The sequence below is a fragment of the Nonomuraea sp. NPDC049709 genome (assembly GCF_040674815.1).
Classification (GTDB): Bacteria; Actinomycetota; Actinomycetes; order Streptosporangiales; family Streptosporangiaceae; genus Nonomuraea.
The window spans coordinates 56,652-74,577 of the sequence record NZ_JBFANM010000042.1 but is presented as its reverse complement, the minus strand read 5'-3'; the positions used below and the strand labels follow the sequence as shown (position 1 = coordinate 74,577).

16 protein-coding genes are annotated in these 17,926 nt (G+C 71.2%); 6 read left to right on the top strand and 10 right to left on the bottom strand.

Annotated elements, in window-relative coordinates; translation table 11 throughout:
- Window positions 1-41: 41 nt before the first annotated feature.
- Both AB0J69_RS35930 and AB0J69_RS35925 read left to right on the top strand, forming a co-directional pair.
- Complete coding sequence (locus AB0J69_RS35930; RefSeq protein ID WP_364126817.1) at window positions 42-812, top strand: DeoR/GlpR family DNA-binding transcription regulator; 771 nt, start codon at window positions 42-44, stop codon at window positions 810-812.
- Window positions 813-989: 177 nt separating this feature from the next.
- The gene (locus AB0J69_RS35925) at window positions 990-3,302 is read left to right on the top strand and encodes a rhamnogalacturonan lyase (protein ID WP_364126815.1); all 2,313 of its coding nucleotides are present in this window, start codon (window positions 990-992) and stop codon (window positions 3,300-3,302) included.
- Window positions 3,303-3,360: 58 nt separating this feature from the next.
- Here AB0J69_RS35925 and AB0J69_RS35920 read toward each other — a convergent pair whose 3' ends face one another.
- Window positions 3,361-3,930, bottom strand: a complete 570-nt coding sequence (locus AB0J69_RS35920) for a hypothetical protein (protein ID WP_364126813.1) — start codon at window positions 3,928-3,930, stop codon at window positions 3,361-3,363.
- A gap of 327 nt (window positions 3,931-4,257) precedes the next feature.
- Between AB0J69_RS35920 and AB0J69_RS35915 the strand changes: the two genes are divergently transcribed.
- Window positions 4,258-5,157, top strand: coding sequence for a phosphotransferase (locus tag AB0J69_RS35915; protein ID WP_364126811.1), 900 nt, complete (start codon window positions 4,258-4,260; stop codon window positions 5,155-5,157).
- A gap of 65 nt (window positions 5,158-5,222) precedes the next feature.
- Here the strand turns inward: AB0J69_RS35915 and AB0J69_RS35910 are convergent, their stop codons facing one another.
- Window positions 5,223-6,230 carry a substrate-binding domain-containing protein gene (locus AB0J69_RS35910; RefSeq protein WP_364126808.1) on the bottom strand — a complete coding sequence of 336 codons (1,008 nt, stop codon included), beginning with the start codon at window positions 6,228-6,230 and terminating at the stop codon, window positions 5,223-5,225.
- 274 nt (window positions 6,231-6,504) lie between these two features.
- Here AB0J69_RS35910 and AB0J69_RS35905 point away from each other — a divergent pair, with 274 nt between their 5' ends.
- Together AB0J69_RS35905 and AB0J69_RS35900 are read left to right on the top strand one after the other, a co-directional pair.
- A complete protein-coding gene (locus AB0J69_RS35905) occupies window positions 6,505-8,847 on the top strand; it encodes a glycoside hydrolase family 3 N-terminal domain-containing protein (RefSeq protein WP_364126806.1) in 2,343 nt (780 codons plus the stop codon).
- 27 nt (window positions 8,848-8,874) lie between these two features.
- A complete protein-coding gene (locus AB0J69_RS35900; protein ID WP_364126804.1) occupies window positions 8,875-10,896 on the top strand; it encodes a beta-galactosidase in 2,022 nt (673 codons plus the stop codon).
- Here AB0J69_RS35900 and AB0J69_RS35895 read toward each other — a convergent pair.
- The 6 genes from AB0J69_RS35895 to AB0J69_RS35870 all read right to left on the bottom strand — a co-directional run bounded on the left by AB0J69_RS35895 (window position 10,887) and on the right by AB0J69_RS35870 (window position 15,706).
- Entirely contained in the window at window positions 10,887-11,399 is a 513-nt protein-coding gene (locus tag AB0J69_RS35895; RefSeq protein ID WP_364126802.1) for a nuclear transport factor 2 family protein, read from the bottom strand. The two genes, AB0J69_RS35900 and AB0J69_RS35895, sit on opposite strands and share 10 nt — an antisense overlap.
- 59 nt (window positions 11,400-11,458) lie before the next feature.
- Window positions 11,459-11,884 (bottom strand): nuclear transport factor 2 family protein, encoded by a 426-nt coding sequence (locus AB0J69_RS35890; protein ID WP_364126799.1) that lies wholly within the window; start codon window positions 11,882-11,884, stop codon window positions 11,459-11,461.
- 49 nt (window positions 11,885-11,933) lie between these two features.
- Window positions 11,934-12,188 carry a hypothetical protein gene (locus AB0J69_RS35885; RefSeq protein ID WP_364126796.1) on the bottom strand — a complete coding sequence of 85 codons (255 nt, stop codon included), beginning with the start codon at window positions 12,186-12,188 and terminating at the stop codon, window positions 11,934-11,936.
- A 638-nt stretch (window positions 12,189-12,826) separates the two neighbouring features.
- On the bottom strand, window positions 12,827-13,813 hold the full coding sequence (gene add, locus AB0J69_RS35880; protein WP_364126794.1) for an adenosine deaminase: 987 nt from the start codon (window positions 13,811-13,813) through the stop codon (window positions 12,827-12,829).
- A 49-nt stretch (window positions 13,814-13,862) separates the two neighbouring features.
- Entirely contained in the window at window positions 13,863-14,624 is a 762-nt protein-coding gene (locus AB0J69_RS35875; protein ID WP_364126792.1) for a class I SAM-dependent methyltransferase, read from the bottom strand.
- A gap of 113 nt (window positions 14,625-14,737) precedes the next feature.
- On the bottom strand, window positions 14,738-15,706 hold the full coding sequence (locus AB0J69_RS35870) for an RNA polymerase sigma factor (RefSeq protein ID WP_364126789.1): 969 nt from the start codon (window positions 15,704-15,706) through the stop codon (window positions 14,738-14,740).
- 135 nt (window positions 15,707-15,841) lie between these two features.
- Here AB0J69_RS35870 and AB0J69_RS35865 point away from each other — a divergent pair, with 135 nt between their 5' ends.
- Window positions 15,842-16,618 (top strand): TetR family transcriptional regulator, encoded by a 777-nt coding sequence (locus AB0J69_RS35865; protein WP_364126787.1) that lies wholly within the window; start codon window positions 15,842-15,844, stop codon window positions 16,616-16,618.
- 23 nt (window positions 16,619-16,641) lie between these two features.
- Here AB0J69_RS35865 and AB0J69_RS35860 read toward each other — a convergent pair whose 3' ends face one another.
- Together AB0J69_RS35860 and AB0J69_RS35855 are read right to left on the bottom strand one after the other, a co-directional pair.
- Window positions 16,642-16,959, bottom strand: coding sequence for a hypothetical protein (locus AB0J69_RS35860; protein ID WP_364126785.1), 318 nt, complete (start codon window positions 16,957-16,959; stop codon window positions 16,642-16,644).
- Window positions 16,923-17,915 carry a winged helix DNA-binding domain-containing protein gene (locus AB0J69_RS35855; RefSeq protein WP_364126783.1) on the bottom strand — a complete coding sequence of 331 codons (993 nt, stop codon included), beginning with the start codon at window positions 17,913-17,915 and terminating at the stop codon, window positions 16,923-16,925. The genes AB0J69_RS35860 and AB0J69_RS35855 overlap by 37 nt, the downstream gene beginning before the upstream one ends.
- Window positions 17,916-17,926 lie beyond the last annotated feature (11 nt).

The following is a 17,926-nucleotide window of genomic DNA, read 5'->3' as shown; positions in this document are numbered from 1 at the left end:
AGATGGCGTAAAAGTGCCAACTTTTGGAGCATCATGGTCATATGAGCAGCGACTCCGAGGCCGCCACCCTCCGCTACACCTCCGCCCCGACCCGCCGGGAGGCGATCCTGCGCCGGATCGAGCAGCACGGGTACGTCGCCGCCACCGACCTGGTCACCGAGCTGGGCGTCTCCCCCAACACCGTCCGCCGCGACCTGCGCAGGCTGGCCGGCGACGGCCTGATCCGGGCGGTGCGCGGCGGCGCCACGGCGGCGGAGGCGGCCGCCCTGCCGTTCGCCGACCGTTCGGAGCAGGCGGCCGGGGCCAAGCGCGCGATCGCCGCCGCCGCCGTGCGGCACGTCGAGCCGGGCACGGCCGTGGCGCTCGACTCGGGCACCACCACGCTGGAGATCGCCAAGCTCCTGCCCGCCGACGCCGGCCTCACGGTGATCACCCACTCGCTGCCCGCCATCGCCGCCCTGGCCCCCAGGGCGGACGTCACGCTCATCGGCATCGGCGGCCAGTACGGCAGGGAGACCCGCTCCTTCGGCGGCCCGGAGACCCTGGCGGCGCTGGAGCACCTGAGCGTGCGCACCCTGTTCCTGGCCGCCACCGCGCTGGACGGCTCCGGCGTGTACGGCGCGACGCCGTACGAGGCCGAGACCAAGCGCCGCCTCATCGCGATCGCCCGCAGCACGGTCGTGGTGGGCGACGCGCGCAAGTTCGCCCTCAGCGCCCCGATCCGGGTGTGCGGCTGGGACGCGGTCGAGTGCCTCGTGACCGATGCCGTTCCGGCCGGGTTCGCCGGGGCGCGGGTGGAGATCGTGTCATAGGCGATCCCGGACACGGGACGACGGAAAGCCCGCTTTCCCGAATGGCATTGAATTCGGGAACGTCCCGAATTTCGCCATGCCGGGAAATCAGTCCGAAACAATCTCTTGACAAACCTCACAGGAGGCCAATACTCTCCCACTAAAATTATATCGATTTAATCAGCGGAGCTCGTGACCATGAGACCCCCCAGCAGCATCCGCCGCGCGCTCGCCACCGGCTTGGCCGCCCTGCTGTGCGCGCCGCTGACCGCGTTACCCGCGGCCGCGGACGCCTCGCGCGGCCACGGCTCCGGCCCGCGGCTCGAGCACCTCGACCGCGGCCTGGTAGCGGCCTCGACCAGCGAAGGCGTGTTCCTGAGCTGGCGGCTGCTCGGCGACGAGGTGTCCGGACACGGCGCCTCGGGCATGACGGGCACCGACTTCCGCGTCTACCGCGACGGCCGCCCGATCGCCACGGTGACCGACAGCACCAACTACCGCGACGCCGCGGGAACGGCGCAGTCCGCGTATCGCGTGGCCCCGATCGTGAAGGGTCGCGAGGGCCGACGCAGCTCCGTAGCCACGCCTTGGCTTAAAACGTTTTATGATCTGCCGCTGAAGAAGCCGGCCGACGGCGTGACCCCGGCGGGCGAGGCGTACACCTACTCGGCCAACGACCTGAGCGTCGGCGACGTGGACGGCGACGGCCAGTACGAGTACGTGGTCAAGTGGGACCCGTCCAACTCCAAGGACGTCTCGCAGCGCGGCTACACCGGCAACACGTACGTGGACACGTACGAGCTCAACGGCACTTTGCGCTGGCGGCTGGACCTGGGCGTGAACATCCGCTCCGGCGCCCACTACACCCAGTTCCTGGTCTACGACTTCGACGGCGACGGCCGCTCGGAGATGATGCTCAAGACCGCCCCGGGCACGAAGATCCTGCGTTATGGGGCCAATGGCGAGGTCGTGTCCGAGCGCTATATCACGATGCCGCGCGAGGACCTCAAAGCCGGATACTCCAACACCGACGACTATCGAAAGAGTGCAGCAGACTATTTCGACCATGTTGCTGACATGTTCGCGAAATGGCACGAGCACCCGGAGGTCGTCGCCGGCCGCTGGCCCGCGACCCTGGAAGCGGCCTTCGGCATCGAGAAGAAGTACACGTACCCGCTGTCCCGCGCGGACGCGACGGAGCTGGCCACGTACTTCGTCGACGTCTACGCGCCGGCCCGCAGCGGGAACAACCGGCTGCGGGAGTTCGCCGGGTACATCCTGACCGGCCCCGAATACCTGTCGGTCCTGGAGGGCGCCACCGGCCGCGAGCTGCAGACCATCCACTACAAGCCCGGCCGCGGCGACGACGGGCTGCTGTGGGGCGACTACGCGATGGCCCGGATCGAGCCGGGCAACCGGGTGGACCGCTTCCTGTCCTCGGTCGCCTACCTCGACGGCAAGCGCCCCTCGGCCGTGTTCGCCCGCGGCTACTACACGCGCACCACGCTCGTGGCCTACGACTGGAACGGCCGGCGGCTCAAGGAGCGCTGGTACGTCGACAGCGGCCACGCCCCGATGGCCAACCCGTTCAACGCCTCCCCGCACGGCGTACCGGGCAGCAACCCGGAATATGCCGACCTGACCACGCAGGGCTTCCACTCGATGAGCGCGGCCGACGTGGACGACGACGGCAAACAGGAGATCGTGTACGGTGCCGCGACCATCGACGACGACGGCGACCTGCTCTACTCCTCCTTCGCGGTGGCCCCGCCGCAGAGCAATGTCCCGGGCCAGAACGTCCGGCTCGGCCACGGCGACGCCATGCACGTCGGCGACTTCGACCCCGACCGCCCCGGTCTGGAGATCTGGACGGTGCACGAGGGCGGCTCCTGGGCCCCGTACGGCTGGGCGCTGCGCGAGGCGGCCACCGGCAAGGTGATCCACGGCGGCTACAGCGGCGTGGACACCGGCCGGGGCATGGTCGGCGACATCGACCCGTCGATCCGGGGCGTGGAGACATGGTCGTCGATGCCGCCCAACCAGGCGATCGAGGCGGGCCTGTGGTCGGCGCGCGGCGAGTACCTGGGCAGGACCGCGCCCGGTACCAACATGAGCATCCGCTGGGCCGCCGACATGACCACCCAGCTGGTCAACGGCACCGCCACCACCGTCCTGCAGACGCCCACCATCGACGACCACAGGCGCGGCCGGCTGCTGAGCGCCGAGGGCACGCTGACCAACAACTGGACGAAGGGCAACCCCGGCCTGGTGGCCGACGTCTTCGGCGACTGGCGCGAGGAACTGCTGGTCCGCACGGCCGACAGCACCGCGGTCCGGATGTACCTCAGCACCGAGGTGACCGACCGGAAGCTGTACACGCTGATGCACGACCCGCAGTACCGCGTGGACGTGGCCAGGCAGCAGACGGGCTACAACCAGCCGGCGTACCCGAGCTTCCACCTCGGCTCGGACATCGACTGGTCGAAGGTGCCCGTACCGAACGTCAGGTAGAGGCACGCGAAAAGGGCGCCCCCCGCGGCGGGGGCGCCCTTTTCCATGCTGTCCGGTCTCAGCCGGTCGGGTTCTTGACCGACACCGACTGGATCACCGGGCGGGTGTCCTTCTCGGACCAGGCGCCGGTGGAGAAGGCGACCGGGAAGCTCTTCTTGCCGACCCCGTCGCCCCACTTGGTGACCACGTAGTCGATCTTGATGTGGCCCTCGCCACCGACACCGTCCACGCCCAGGGTCTCCGGGTTGAACTTGCCGCCGGTGAGCTCGGCGAAGGTCTTGGCGTCGAGGTCCAGCATCACACCGCGGCTGGAGGGGTCGCCGGGACCGCGGTCACCCACGAAGAACGGCATCTTCTTGCCCTTGTAGACGACGTAACCCTCGGTCATGAGGGGCCAGCTGGGGCTGGCGACCAGGCCCTTCTGCATGGGCTTGCCCGCGGCCGGGAGGCCGGTGTCACCGGCGCGGCCGGAGGCGTCGTCCCAGAAGTAGGACGCAGTGGTCGAGCCCTTGAGCACGCCCCTCTGCTCGGTGTCGCCAGAGTCGGCGTGCGCCGCGGTCGAGCCGATGGTCAGGGCCGTCACAGCGGAGGCGGTGAGCAGGGCGAAGGAACGCAGGCGAGCAGACATGAAAGAATTCAGGTCCTTTGTTAGGGGACGGGATCTTTGCGCTCGCTTGAGCGAACGTAGCCGGGCATCACGCCAAAACAGACGCTACGTGGGAGCGCGGGAGAATCCGGAGAATCGCGGATCCGTTGTCCGGGAGGCCCTGCTTCCAGAAGGTCAGGGGCAGGCCACTCGCCGGCAACAGTCACTAACTTACCTACCAAACCGGACAAAGGCAAACGAAACCCCATGAATCCGGCAAAGATCTACCCTGGGGGTAAAGCCTGATCGCACAACGCGCCAACGCGGGCGGTGTGATGATCCGGCCCCGGCGCAGGGCACATGGAGTGCATGGCGTCCATGAGTCACGACCGGCTGCTGTCCGCACTGGCCTGCTGGGGCCTGCCCGTGGCGGGTGCCGAGCCGCTGCCCGGCGGCTGGAACTCCGCCACCTGGCTCGTCCGCTCCCCCACCGGCGAGCGGTACGTCGCCAAGCTCGCCGACCCGGAGTCGGCCGGCCCCTTCGTCAGCGGGCTGCGGGTGGCCGCCCGCGCCCAGAGCCGCGGCCTGGTCAGCGGCGCCCCCGTCGCCCTGCCCGACGGCCGGACGGCGGCCGAGCTGGCCGAAGGGGTGCTGGCGCTGCTGGAATACGTCCCCGGCACGATACCCGATCCCGCCTCCCGCCAGGACCTGCGCCGGATGGGCGTCCTGCTGGCCAGGGCGCACCGCGCCCTCGGCAACGACACCGAGGACATCGGCGAGCCGCTCAGATGGCCCTGGGCGTGGGCCGGTGACGGCCTGCGGGACCTCGCCATGCCGCCGCACGTGCGGCAGGCGGCGGCACGGGTGCTGGACGAGGCGCGCGAGGCGGCGCCGCTGCTGCCCATCGGAGTGGTCCACGGCGACCCGGGACTCGACAGCTTCCGCCTGAGCGAGCACTTCCCCGCCCAGGACGGCCTGGTCGACTGGGGCGCGACCCTGCAGGCGCCCCTCCTTTACGACCTGGCCTGCGTGGCCGTGCTGACCCGCGACACGCCGCAGGCGCTGCGCCACGTCCTGGACGGCTACCGCATGGTGGACCCGGCCATCGCCCGCGACCTCGACCACCTCGACCTGTTCGTACGGGTGCGGTGGATGGCCCATGCCATCTACTTCGCCGACCGCATCGAGCGCGGCGTGCTCAGGGGCGTCAGCGGGCCGGCGGGCAACGAGAACGGGCTGGCGGAGGCGTACGCGGGCATGCGCGCCTGATTCTGCACGCGCCGGATCCCGGAACCGCCTAGCCCGCTCCCGCTCGACCCCGGGCGCGTGCACGGTCAGCCGTGGCGGGTCGTGCTGCCGCGGACGACGAGGGTCGTGGCGAGCTCGATGCGGGTGCCCGCGGGCCCCCTCGGATGGGTCAGCTCCTCGGCGACGAGCCGGACCGCCTCGTTGGCCATGTCGTCGAGCGGCTGCCGGACGGTGGTGAGCGGCGGCGAGAGCATCTCGCACAGCATCGAGTCGTCGAACCCCACCACCGACACGTCGTCGGGCACGCGCAGGCCCCGCTCGGTGGCCGCCTGGTAGACGCCGGCGGCCTGCAGGTCGTTACCGGCGAAGACGGCGGTGGGCGGGTCGTCGCGGTCGAGCAGCCAGCCCCCGAGGTCCTTGCCGCCCGTGACCAGAAAGTCGCCGTAACGGCTCAGCGCCGGATCGGAGTCGATGCCGAACGTACGGTGCGCGGCGAGGTAACCCTCGTACCGGTCGAGCGTGCACTGCGTGTCGAGCGGCCCGCCGATGAACCCGATCCTGGTGTGCCCCAGCTCCAGCAGGTGGGTGGTGGCCATGACGCCGCCCAGCCAGTTCGTGGCGCCGACCGTGGACAGGCGCGGGTCGCGCTGTCCGACCGGGTCGAGCAGCACCAGGGGCACGTGCAGGAGCTCCTCGATGGCGGTGATCTCGCGCTGGTCGGCCCGGGAGAGCACCAGCACGATGCCGTCGGTGTTGCGCTTGCGCACCATCCCGATCCAGCGCCGCAGGTCGAAGTCGGACCGCGCGGAGGAGGTCACGACGAGCGAGAACCCCCACCGCGCCGCCGCCTTCTCGGCGCCCCTGATGAGCACCTGGGCCCACGGGGAGCCGAGCCCGTCGATGAGCAGGTCGACGACGCCGACCCTGGGCGTGCTCGGCGGGCGCGGGGCCTCGTATCCGGAGGTCCTGACCGCTTCGAGGACCTTGTCCCTGGTGGCGGCGGCGACGTGCTTCTTCCCGCTCAGGACCTTGGAAACGGTCGGCACCGACACTCCGGCCGCCGCCGCGACGTCAGCCAGCGTGGCTCGAGGCACATGACCTCCTGTTGCCGTGGTGCCGCCATCCGGCGACACCGGCGAGTTCGACTTTCGGAAAACCACCTTGAAACATGACAGCCCTCTGACCTGGCGCGACCAGCGAGATGCCGGCAATTGACCCAGACTGTTGACATGGCTACGAGCGGGAGCCTAGCGTAACGGTTCGGCAATGTCACGGTAACCTTTCGGAAAGTCAACCAGAAACTTTCCGCCCTGGCCGGGCATTGCGGACCACCGTTTTGTTAGCGCTATCAAACGATGAAGAGGGTGTATGCCTGCACGTGCTGAGCGGCCGGAGATCACCGAGCACCGCTTGCGACGGGTCGAGAAACTGCTGGCCGACATGTCGCTCGGCGAGAAGCTCGCCCAGCTGGTCGGCGTGTGGCTGAACGTCAACCGCGACGAGGGCGTGGTCGCACCGCTGCAGGACTCGATGCAGGGTGAGGACGTGCAGTTCGAGGCGTTCGCCCGGGACGGCCTGGGACAGATCACCCGCCACTTCGGCACCAGGCCCGTCGATCCCGGCTGGGCTCGCTCGGCACTGGCCGAGCGGCAGCGCTGGCTGCGCGAGAACACGCGGCTCGGCATCCCCGCCCTCGTGCACGAGGAATGCCTGACGGGGCTGGCGGCGTGGCGGGCCACGACCTATCCGGCGCCGCCGTCGTGGGGTGCGTCGTTCGACCCGGACCTGGTGGAGGAGATGGGCCGCCGGATCGGGGCGAGCATGCGCGCGCTGGGCGTGCACCAGGGTCTGGCACCCGTGCTCGACGTGATCCGCGACCAGCGGTGGGGGCGGGTGGAGGAGTGCGTCTCCGAGGACCCGTACGAGGTCGCCACCATCGGCGCCGCCTACGTGCGCGGCCTGCAGTCCACGGGCGTGATCGCGACGCTGAAGCACTTCGTCGGCTACTCCAACTCCCGCGCCGGCCGCAACCTCGCCCCCGTGCACGCGGGCGCCCGCGAGGTGGCCGACACGCTGCTGTTCCCGTTCGAGGTCGCGGTGCGCGACGCGGGCGCCGGCTCGGTCATGAACTCCTACGCCGAGATCGACGGCGTCCCGATCGCCGCCGACGACCACTACCTGACCCGCGTCCTGCGCGACGACTGGGGTTTCGAGGGCACGGTCGTCGCCGACTACTTCGCCATCGCCTTCCTGCACACCCTGCACGCCGTGGCCACCGACGCCGAGGACGCCGCCGTGCAGGCCCTGACGGCGGGCATCGACGTGGAGCTGCCGACCGGGGTGGCCTACCTGGAGCCGCTGGCGCGGGCGGTCACCTCCGGCCGGATCGACGAGGCGCTCATCGACCGGGCGCTGCGCCGCGTGCTGCGGCAGAAGGCCGGGCTCGGGCTGCTCGACGACGACTACGACCCCGAGCCGGGCCGCGCGGAAGAGGGCCCCGTGAACGGCCCGGAAGACGGCCGGGTGGACCTCGACGATCCCGCCTCCCGCGACGTCGCGCGGCGGCTGGCCGAGGAGTCGGTCGTGCTGCTGACCAACGACGGCGTGCTCCCGCTCGGCGACGCCTCGGGCAGGAAGGTCGCGGTCGTCGGGCCGAACGCCGACGACGTGGCCGCGCTGTTCGGCTGCTACTCCTTCGTCAACCATGTGCTGCCGCACTTCCCCGATGTGGAAACGGGGCTGGCCGCGCCCACGCTGCTGGAGGCGCTGCGGGCGGAACTGCCCGGCGCGGAGCTCGCGACCGAGCGGGGGACGGGGGTGGACGACGGCGATCGCTCGGGGATCGCCGCCGCCGCCCGCCTGGCCGCCGGGTCGGACGTCGCGATCCTCGTGCTGGGCGACCGGTCGGGGCTGTTCGGCCGGGGCACCTCGGGCGAGGGCTGCGACGTGGAGGGCCTCGACCTGCCGGGCGCGCAGGCGGAGCTGGCCGAGGCGGTGCTGACCACGGGCACGCCGACCGTGGTGGTGCTGATGACCGGCCGCGCGTACGCGGTGCCGGGGCTGCTCCGCGACGCGGCCGCCGTCGTACAGGCGTACTTCCCGGGTGAGGAGGGCGCGGTCGCCATCGCCCGCGTGCTGAGCGGCGCGGTGAACCCGTCGGGCCGGCTGCCGATGAGCATGCCGCGCGGCACCGCCGGCCAGCCGTACAGCTACCTGCACCCGAAGCTGGGCGGGGCCGGCTCGGTCAGCAACCTCGACCCCGCCCCCGCCCTGCCTTTCGGGCACGGGCTGAGCTACACGAGCTTCGCCTACGCGGACCTCACGGTGGCCGCGGAGGTGCGGGCCGGGCAGCCGATCCGCTGCTCGGTGGTGGTGCGCAACACCGGGGAACGGGCGGGCGCGGAGGTCGTGCAGGTGTACGCCTCCGACCGGATCGCCTCGGTCACCCGGCCGCTCGCGCAGCTCGTCGGGTACGCCCGCGTCGAGCTGGCCCCCGGCGAGAGCGCGCGGGTCGCCTTCGACGTACCGGCCCGGCTGCTGTCGTTCACCGGCCGCGATGGGCGGCGCGTGGTCGAGCCAGGCGAGGTCGGCGTGTCGGTGCGCCGCTCGGTCGCGGACGTGGTCGAGGAGCGCACGGTCCTGGTGACCGGCCCGGTGTACGCGTTCACCGGCGACGAGCGGCGCCTGACGACCGTGTCTGTCGAGCACTGACGATCACCAGTAACGGGAGTACCTGAAATGTCACGTATGGAAGCCTTCCGGCGGCGCGTGGGCGGTTTCGCCTTCGGCGGGGACTACAACCCCGAGCAGTGGGACCGTGCCGTCTGGCGGGAGGACGTCCGGCTCATGCGCGAGGCCGGCGTCAACGCCGTCAGCCTGGGCGTGTTCGCGTGGGCCTCGCTGGAGCCCGAGCCCGGCAAGTACGAGTTCGCCTGGATGGACGAGATCATGGATCTCCTCCACGAGAACGGCATCAGCGTCAACTTGGCCACCCCCACGGCGGCGCCGCCCGTCTGGCTCACGCACCTGCACCCCGAGGTGTTCCCGATCAGGGAGGACGGGCAACCGTTCGGCTTCGGCAATCGCCTGCACTACGACCCGTCCTCGCCGATCTACCGCGAGTACGCGGCGAACATCACGACCAAGCTGGCCGAGCGCTACTCCTTCCACCCGGCGCTGGCGATGTGGCACATCAGCAACGAGTACGGCCCCACGTCGTACGGCGAGGCCGCCTCGGTCAACTTCCGCCGCTGGCTGCAGCGCAAGTACGGCACCCTCGACGCGCTGAACGAGGCGTGGACCACCCGGTTCTGGGGTCAGGTCTACACCGACTGGGAGCAGGTCGACGTCCCGCACATCCCGCGTAACTGGATGAACCCGACCCGACGGCTCGACTTCAAGCGCTTCACCTCCGACGCGCTGCTGGAGTGCTACATCGCCGAGCGGGACATCGTGCGCTCCTTCCGCGACGACATCCCGGTCATGACGAACTTCATGCGCTTCTTCCGCCACGCCGACTACTGGAAGTGGGCGCCCGAGGAGGACGCGGCCGCGCTCGACATCTACCCGAACCCGGCCGACGCCGACTCCCACGTGTCGGCGGCCTTCAACTACGACCTGTTCCGCTCGCTCAAGGGCGGGCAGCCGTGGATGCTGATGGAGCAGTCCAGCAGCGCGGTCAGCCAGTGGGCGCTCAACATCGTCAAGGAGCCGGGACGGATGCGGCTCGGCTCGCTGCAGGCGGTCTCGCGGGCGGCCGACTCGGTGATGTTCTTCCAGTGGCGGGCCAGCCGGGGCGGCCAGGAGCGCTTCCACTCGGCGATGCTGCCGCACTCGGGGCCGGACTCGCGCACGTTCAGGGAGATCACCGATCTCGGGCGGGAGATGAGGCTGCTCGCCCCGGTGGCCGGCACGCGCTCCCAGGCGGAGATCGCGATCCTGTTCGACTGGGACGGCTGGTGGGGGCTGGAGGAGGTCTTCGGCCTGCCGCGGTCCGACTTCAGCTACACCGACACGGTGATGCGGCACTACACGCCGCTGTGGGAGCGGCACCACGCCGTGGACGTGGTGTCCCACGGGTCGTCGCTGGACGGGTACAAGGTGCTGGTGGTGCCGAACGCGTACCTGATCTCCGACGAGGCCGCGTCCCGGATCGACGCCTTCGCCAGGAACGGCGGCACGGTCATCATGTCCTTCTTCTCCGGCGTCGTGGACGCCGACAACCGGGTGCGCCCGGACGGCTACCCGGGGGCGTTCCGCCGGCTCATCGGCGCGAAGATCGACGAGTACTGGCCGGCGCGGCCGCACGAGGAGTTCGCCGTGTCGTTCGCCGACGGGCGGCGCGCGACCGCGACGTGGTGGCGCGACGACCTGCACCTGGAGACGGGGACGGCGCTGGCGACGTACGCGGACGGGCTGCTGGAGGGGCGGGCCGCCGTGGTCGAGAACCGGTACGGCGCCGGGCGGGTCGTCTACTTCGCGACCCTGCTGGAGCGGGACGCGTTCGACGCCGTGGTGGCCGAGACGGTGGCGCGGGCGGGGGTGCGCTCGCGCTTCGAGGGCGTTCCGGCGCACGTGGAGTGCTCGGTGCGGGGGGACGCCACGCACGAGTACGTCTTCCTGCTCAACCACAGCGCCGAGGCGGGCGCGTCCGTCCCCGTGGGAGGGGAGGGGACGGACCTGCTCACCGGGCGGCCGGTGGCGGGCGAGGTCGCGCTGGAGCCGCTGGGCGCCGCGGTGATCCAGATCGCTCACACGTAACGGCCCACGCAGTCGGCGAAGCGGTCCGCGCGCACTTCGCAGTCGTAGGTGAAGTGCTCGCGGCCGCCGCCGCCGGTGTCGTAGTCGTACTCGGCCACGACCCGCCCGTCCTGGCCCGGAGTCAGGGCGAGCAACGTGTACCGTCCACCGGCCCGGATGACCTCGGGGACCAGGAAACGGTCCATGATCTCCTCCCGCCCCTGGTAGATCCGTCCCACGCTGTCGAACCGGGCCTCGGGAGCGAAGGTGTCCCTGACGCCCGCCTCGTCCCCGGCATTGACCGCCCCCACGAACCGCGCCACCAACGCCCGCTGCCCCTCCGGCACGGTCCCGTCTGTGGGCGTCCTGGGCGGGGATGCGGAGGTGGCGGCGGCACTCGGCGCTGTGCCGCCGGGCGGGGTGGGTCCGGGTCCGGGTCCGGTGCCCTGCGAACAGCCGGCCGTCGCGGCGACCACCACCCCGAGCGCCACCGCCTGCACCGCCACACGCATCATGATCGTCATGCCCTCATGCTGTGCCCGGCCCACGCTTCCCGTCCAAGACCTGCCGCCATAACCATCGGCTATGGCACGGCTCCCTGCATCATGCGGCGGCCCCTGGCGGTGTCCATGTACTCGCGTACCCGGTGGATCTGCCCGTCCCGGAGCTCGAAGACGAAGCAGTAGTCGTTGCGGTAGGCGTTCCCGCCGGCGAGCGTGGCCTCCATGGTCTCCTCCACGACCACCACGTCACCGTCGGCGTAGAAGCCGCGGAAGGTCAGCGAGACGTCGGCCACGAACAGGCGGGGGAAGTCGACCGTCAGGAAGTGGGCGATGGCGTCCCTGCCCACCATGTGGTGCGAGCCGCCGAGGGCGTCGGCGGTGGCGTTGCCGGGGGGCGCCAGCCATTCGGCGTCCTCGGTGAAGAAGGGGGCGATCACGTCGCGGTCCCGGGTCGAGAACGCCCGCCAGGCGCGCTTGACCAGGTCACGGCTCTGTTCGGAGGTCATGGCGAGGCAGTCTAGGCAGCCTGCGGGCCGGGAGGCTGGCCATATCCGGTCAAGGAGCCCGAGACAGCACGAACTCCTCGTAGCCGTCGGGCAGCGGCGTTCCTCGCGACAACATCCAGTGCACCCGTCCCGCGCCGGTCAGGGCGAGCGTCGCACGGTACCCCAGCTCGACGTCTGCCCGCCGCAGCCGCCCGTCCGCCCCCGTCAGGAAGTCCTCCACGGGGTCCGTGAACGTGCTGAGCGCGAGTGCCGCCAGGTCCGCCCCGGGTGGCCCGGCACCCAGCGTGGCCCAGTCCAGCACCACCGTCGCGCCGTCGCCACAGCCGCTCGATGGGCGGGCCGGCGTCCACCGGCGTCCACTCGGTGGCCGCCACGCGCTGGGCGAGCTGGTGGCCGCCGAGCCAGGGCACATCCGGCACCACCGCACCCGCCTGCCACGCCCCGAGCCGGCGGGCGGCAACGTCCGGTGACTCGGGCGGACCGGTGACGTCGGCCAGATACACCATGCCGTCCACGACCCCGTAGCAGCGCGGCGCGGCCAGCCCCGGCCCGGACGGCAGCAGGCCGCTCGCGTACGCCAGCGGCTCGCGCCGCCAGTACGCCCAGTGCCGGGGGTCCCCCGCGTACGGAGCGTGCCGCCCGGTGCGTACGGGCCGGAACTCCTTGCGTACGACCCGGAACGGCACCTCCACTCCCCCGCTCAGCGCGATCCCGGTCAGCCTGACCACCGCACCGGTCGCCGCCCCGCTGCCGCCACCGACCGGCTCGGCCCGGCAGCTCAGGACCGACCCACCCGACCGCCCCAGAACCGCCTCCAGCACCGTCGCGGGCAACCCGTCACCCACCGCCCCCATGCGATCCTCCCTCCGTCCCATCAGCCACCCGACAGCGCCACAAGCAGCCAGAACGCGGCAGGCGGGGACCACGCGCCGGGCGTGGCGGTCACGGAGCCTCCGGTGGGGAGGCGGCTGCCGGGCCGGTGGGCGGGGCGGCGAGCCACGCGTCCACCCCGGCCCGCAGCTCCGCCTTGAGCGGCTCCGGGGCGAACGAGGCGTCGATCGAGGCCCTGGCCAGCGCGGCCAGCTCCCCGTCCCCGTACCCGAAGACCTCGCGCAGCCGGGTGTACTCCTCCGCCAGCGCCGTCTCCCCGTCCGTGTTGACCGTGACCGCCAGCCCGGCGGCCCGCAGCCGTGGCAGCGGGTGCTCGGCGAGGGACGGCACGAGCCCGAGGAGGACGTTCGAGGTGGGGCAGACCTCCAGCGGGATGCCGCGCTCGCGCACCTCCGCCACCAGCGCCTCGTCGTCGAGCACCCGGATGCCGTGCCCGAGCCGCTCGGTATGCCCCACGTCGAGGGCCTCGCGGATGCTGGCCGCCCCGGCCGCCTCGCCCGCGTGGTGCACCAGGTGCAGCCCCGCGTCCCGGGCCGCGTCGAACACCTCCGCGAACGGGGCCAGCGGGTGGCTCTCGTCCCCGGCCAGCCCGATCCCGATCACCCGGTCGTGGCGGCCGGCCAGCTTGTACGTCCGCCACAACCGCTCCACCGGCCGCCGCCTGGAGTGGTCGAGCAGCACCGGGCACACGATCCCGTGGCGGGCCTGCCCCTCCGCGAGCCCGTCCAGCACCGCCTCCAGCGGCATCTCAGGGTCGCCCACGCGCTCGCCGTGGGAGGCGGCGGTGAAGGTCACCTCGACGTACCGGGTGCCCTGGGCCGCCTCGTCCGCGCAGAACTCCAGCGCGATCCGCCGGAAGTGCTCCGGCGCGCGCAGCAGCTCACGCACCCGGGCCCGCTGGTCGGCGAACTCCCTGAAGGTCCTGAACACCCCTTCGGGCCCGGGCGTGCCGCCCAGGTCGCGCACGGTCCCGGGGCGTACGGTGCTCTCCAGGTGGACGTGCAGGTGGGCCTTGGGCAGTGACCGTACGTCTCTCACGTGCCCCAACCCTAGGGTCGGCCCCCGATCGTCCGCACCTGAGTATTTGCTACGCCGATCTGGTGACGCGGATCTTCGACTGCTTGTGCGGCAGCCGCTCCCAGTCCTCCATGAACTGCGCCCGCAGCCCGTGCTTGCCGGCCAGCGCGATGAGGGTCTCGGTGCGGTAGTAGAAGTCCTCCCGCAGCACCTGGTGCTCCTTGCCCTCGGTGCGGTCGAAGGTGAAGTCGAACCAGCCGCCCGGCTTCATCACCCTGCCCACGTGGGCGAAGCACTCGTCGATCACCTCCAGCGGCGAGTGCGAGAAGACGCTGTGCGCGTGCACGACGTCGAAGTGCTCGTCGGGCAGGAAGGCGAAGCGCAGGTCGCGTACGGGGGTCAGGTGCGGCAGCTTCTCCCCCAGCCCGTGCTGGACAAGCGTGTCCTGGGCGGCCATGAGGATGTCGGGCGAGATGTCGATGCCGTAGTAGTTGCCGGTGTGCAGGTAGTCGATGAACAGGTGGCCCGCCCGCAGGTTGCCGCACCCGATCTCCAGCATCCGGCATTCCGGCTTCAGGCCGTGCTCGACGAGGTAGTCGAACTGCATGCGGCCCAGCGCCAGCCACCGCCGGTGGTTGTGCGAGCCGACGGCTCCCTCGGGGTCGCGGGCGGTGTCGGACCTCATGACGGCCCGGTAATAGGAGACGTGGTCCCGCGTACGCAGCCTGAACCACGTGTCGCGGGCCAGCCGCCGCACGTGGGGAGGGATCTTGTGGGGATTCTTGATCGCGTACGTCACTTGGTGGACGAGGCTCGAACGAGAGCGTTTCACGCCTTGGAATCTAGGCCAGCCACATCGCCTCCCAAAGGGCTGTGGCGACAGTCTTGAGTTCCCGTTTGCGCAGCCTTTCAGTCCGCACCTCGTAACCAAGCGGCGGCGGGCGGTCAGCTCAGGTAGTCGCGCAGGGCCAGTGAGCGGGACGGATGGCGGAGCTTGGACATGGTCTTGGCCTCGATCTGGCGGATCCGCTCGCGGGTGACGCCGTAGACGCGGCCGATCTCGTCGAGCGTCATCGGCTTGCCGTCGGTCAGGCCGTAGCGCATGCTGATGACCCCGGCCTCGCGCTCGGAGAGCTGGTCGAGCAGGGCGTGCAGTTGCTGCTGGAGCAGCGTGAACGAGACCGCCTCGGCCGGGGAGACGGCCTCGGTGTCCTCGATCAGGTCGCCGAACTCGCTGTCGCCCTCCTCCCCCAGCGGCATGTGCAGGGAGATCGGCTCGCGGCCGTAGCCCTGGATCTCGGCGACCCGCTCCACTTCGAGCTCGCACTCCTTGGCGATCTCTTCGGGGGTGGGCTCGCGCCCGAGGTCGCTCTGCAGGCGGCGCTGCATCCGCGCGACCTTGTTGATCAGCTCCACCATGTGCACCGGGATGCGGATCGTCCGGGCCTGGTCGGCCATGGCCCTGGTGATGGCCTGCTTGATCCACCAGGTGGCGTAGGTGGAGAACTTGTAGCCGAGCCGGTAGTCGAACTTCTCGATCGTCCGGATCAGGCCCATGTTGCCCTCCTGGATGAGGTCCAGGAAGAGCATGCCGCGCCCGGTGTAACGCTTGGCGATGGAGACCACCAGCCGCAGGTTGGCCTCCAGCATGCGGCGCTTGGCACGCTCGCCGTCCTCGGCGATCCACTCCAGCTCGGTGCGCAGCCCGGCGGGCAGGCCCGGCTCGGTGTCGAGCCGCTCTCTGGCGAACAGCCCGGCCTCGATGCGCTTGGCCAGCTCGATCTCCTGCTCGGCGGTGAGCAGCGGCACGCGGCCGATCTCCTTGAGATAGGTCTTGACCGAATCGGCGCCGACGGCCGTGCCACCGTCGGCAACGTTGTCGTCCAGTTCGAGAACCTCTGCTGCTTGGGACAAAACACACTCCTCGCTCGCTTTGGGGGCGGTTGGACGGCGGGCCTAAACTTAGGTCGCGCCTAACTTTAGGTCCCCTCCAGCGGAGGGTCAACCTAAAATAAGGTCGAACCTAAAAATTTGTGGAAGACTGCGGCTATGAGCATCGACACCTTGGGCTTGAGGGAACAGAAGAAGCGAGAGACCAGGCAGGCCATCTCTGACCACGCTACCCAACTGTTCCTGGAACGTGGCTTCGACCGGACGACGATCGCCGACATCGCCGCCGCCGCCCGGGTGGCCAAGATGACCGTGACCAACTATTTTCCCCGCAAGGAGGACCTGGCCCTCGACCACCACGAGGAGTTCGTGGCGGGCCTGGCGCAGGCGGTGGCGCGGCGCCCGGCCGGGGAGTCGGCGCTGGGGGCGGTGCGCCGCGAATATCTCGCGGCGCTGGAGCGGCGCGACCCCGTCATCGGCTTCACCGGACCGGTCTTCGCCCGGATGATCGCTGACAGCCCGACCCTGGTCGCCCGCCTGCGCGACCTGCACGACCAGCGCGAGGATGCCCTTGCCCGGCAGCTCGCGACGGAGACGCCCGGCGACCCCCTGACGGCGCGGGCCGTGGCCGCGCAGCTCGCCGCGGCCGACCGGCTGCTCTTCCGCGACCTGCAGTCCCGCATGCTGGCGGGCGCCGCGGGCGACCCGGGCGACCCGGGCGACCCGGGCGACCCGGGCGACCTGGGCGACCTGGGCGACGGAGGCGACCCTGGTGCCGACGCGCATGCCGATCCGGGTGCCGACGCGCATGGCGACGGGCAGGACCACGGGCAGGACGACACGCAGGACGACGGGACCGCCGCCGCGCTCGCCGAGGTCGCGCGACGGGTCTTCGGCCTGCTGGAGCCGGCCGTCGGCGCGTACGCCGTGCGCTGAGCGCCCGCGCCCGGCCCGCGCGGTCAGCGGGTCAGGCCTTGCACGTAGGTGGCCGCCTCCGCCAGCAGCCCCCGCCACACCTCCTCGTCCGGCGCCCGCAGCCCCACCCAATCCCGCATCCGCCGGGTCCCCATCTGCACCACCTCGGCGGTGCCGTCCGCCACCAGGCCGCCCGCGCGCGCCGCGGGAAGCTTGACGATCACCCGATCCCGGGCGAAGAACGCGTAGACCTTCCCGTTGACCCGCAGGCCGTCGGAGTGCAACATGCGCCCCATGCTCACCTCGGGCCTCGCGAGATGCTCCATCACGAGGTCGTCATAGAGCTCCTGGGCGGTGACCATGCGATCTCCCCTTCCTGGACGCCGGCGAAGGCCATCAGGCGCGCCCCCTCGCTGGCCAGCTCCGCCATCACCGCGTCGGGCAGCGGGTGGAAGGGCTCGACCGTCAGCACGCCGTCCTTAAGGTCCCACATGCCACCGACAGTTCCGTCGACCAGGAAGGTGGGGTAGACGGCCGCGCCCACGCACACCGCCTTGCGCTGCTCGGCAGTCATCATGCGGGTGCGGTCGGCGAAGGCGACGACGAGGTTGTCGAACCAGGGCAGGAAGCGTACGGGGGCGGGCACGTCCTCGGCGGCCAGCGGGGCGTCCGGCAGGTCGTAGAGGACACGACCCGCGCTGTCCTGATATTTCCGGAGAGATGGCATCGCCTCCATGACCGCGCGCAGCCGGGTCAGGCCCGACCACATCTGCACATCCATCACGCTCGCCGGCCCGAACGCCGCCAGATAGCGCACCACCAGCCGCTCGATCGGCGGCGAGCACTCCATCGGCCGCCCCAGCCACTCTTCCGCCAGCGTGAACGGCGTCGCCCCGCCCCGCCCCCAGAGCCCGTTCGGCGGCGTGTGCACGATCGGCAGCAGCGCCTGCGCCGAGAAGCCCAGCGCCGTCGGATCGGCCTCCGGCCACCGCTCCAGCAGCAGGTCGCGCAGTTGCGGGCGGGTCAGCGTGCGCCCGGCCAGGTGCCCGCGCGCCAGGGCCCCCAGCTCCTCGACGTCCACGCCGCGCGTCACCCGCCCGAACGCCGCCTGCCGTGTCCGGTTGAGGATCACCTGCATCAGCGGCCGGACCCACACGTAGTCGTCGGCCAGCGCCAGGTGCTGGGTCCCGCGCAGCAGCGAGCCCCGCACGACCTGCTTGCCGTGCAGCAGCGCGGCCAGGTCGTCCTGGGTGAAGGAGGCCAGGCGGGTCCACAGGCCGATGTACGGGGCGTCGACCTCCTGGCCCTGCACCGCCACCAGCCGTTCGA

Bases quoted from the DNA above. Each gene is read 5' to 3' on its own strand.
- AB0J69_RS35920 (WP_364126813.1), bottom strand. From the start codon at position 3,930: ATGTCTGCTCGCCTGCGTTCCTTCGCCCTGCTCACCGCCTCCGCTGTG.
- AB0J69_RS35900 (WP_364126804.1), top strand. From the start codon at position 8,875: ATGTCACGTATGGAAGCCTTCCGGCGGCGCGTGGGCGGTTTCGCCTTC.
- AB0J69_RS35860 (WP_364126785.1), bottom strand. From the start codon at position 16,959: ATGGTCACCGCCCAGGAGCTCTATGACGACCTCGTGATGGAGCATCTC.
- AB0J69_RS35895 (WP_364126802.1), bottom strand. From the start codon at position 11,399: ATGACGATCATGATGCGTGTGGCGGTGCAGGCGGTGGCGCTCGGGGTG.
- AB0J69_RS35915 (WP_364126811.1), top strand. From the start codon at position 4,258: ATGGCGTCCATGAGTCACGACCGGCTGCTGTCCGCACTGGCCTGCTGG.
- AB0J69_RS35905 (WP_364126806.1), top strand. From the start codon at position 6,505: ATGCCTGCACGTGCTGAGCGGCCGGAGATCACCGAGCACCGCTTGCGA.
- AB0J69_RS35865 (WP_364126787.1), top strand. From the start codon at position 15,842: ATGAGCATCGACACCTTGGGCTTGAGGGAACAGAAGAAGCGAGAGACC.
- AB0J69_RS35930 (WP_364126817.1), top strand. From the start codon at position 42: ATGAGCAGCGACTCCGAGGCCGCCACCCTCCGCTACACCTCCGCCCCG.
- AB0J69_RS35890 (WP_364126799.1), bottom strand. From the start codon at position 11,884: ATGACCTCCGAACAGAGCCGTGACCTGGTCAAGCGCGCCTGGCGGGCG.
- AB0J69_RS35925 (WP_364126815.1), top strand. From the start codon at position 990: ATGAGACCCCCCAGCAGCATCCGCCGCGCGCTCGCCACCGGCTTGGCC.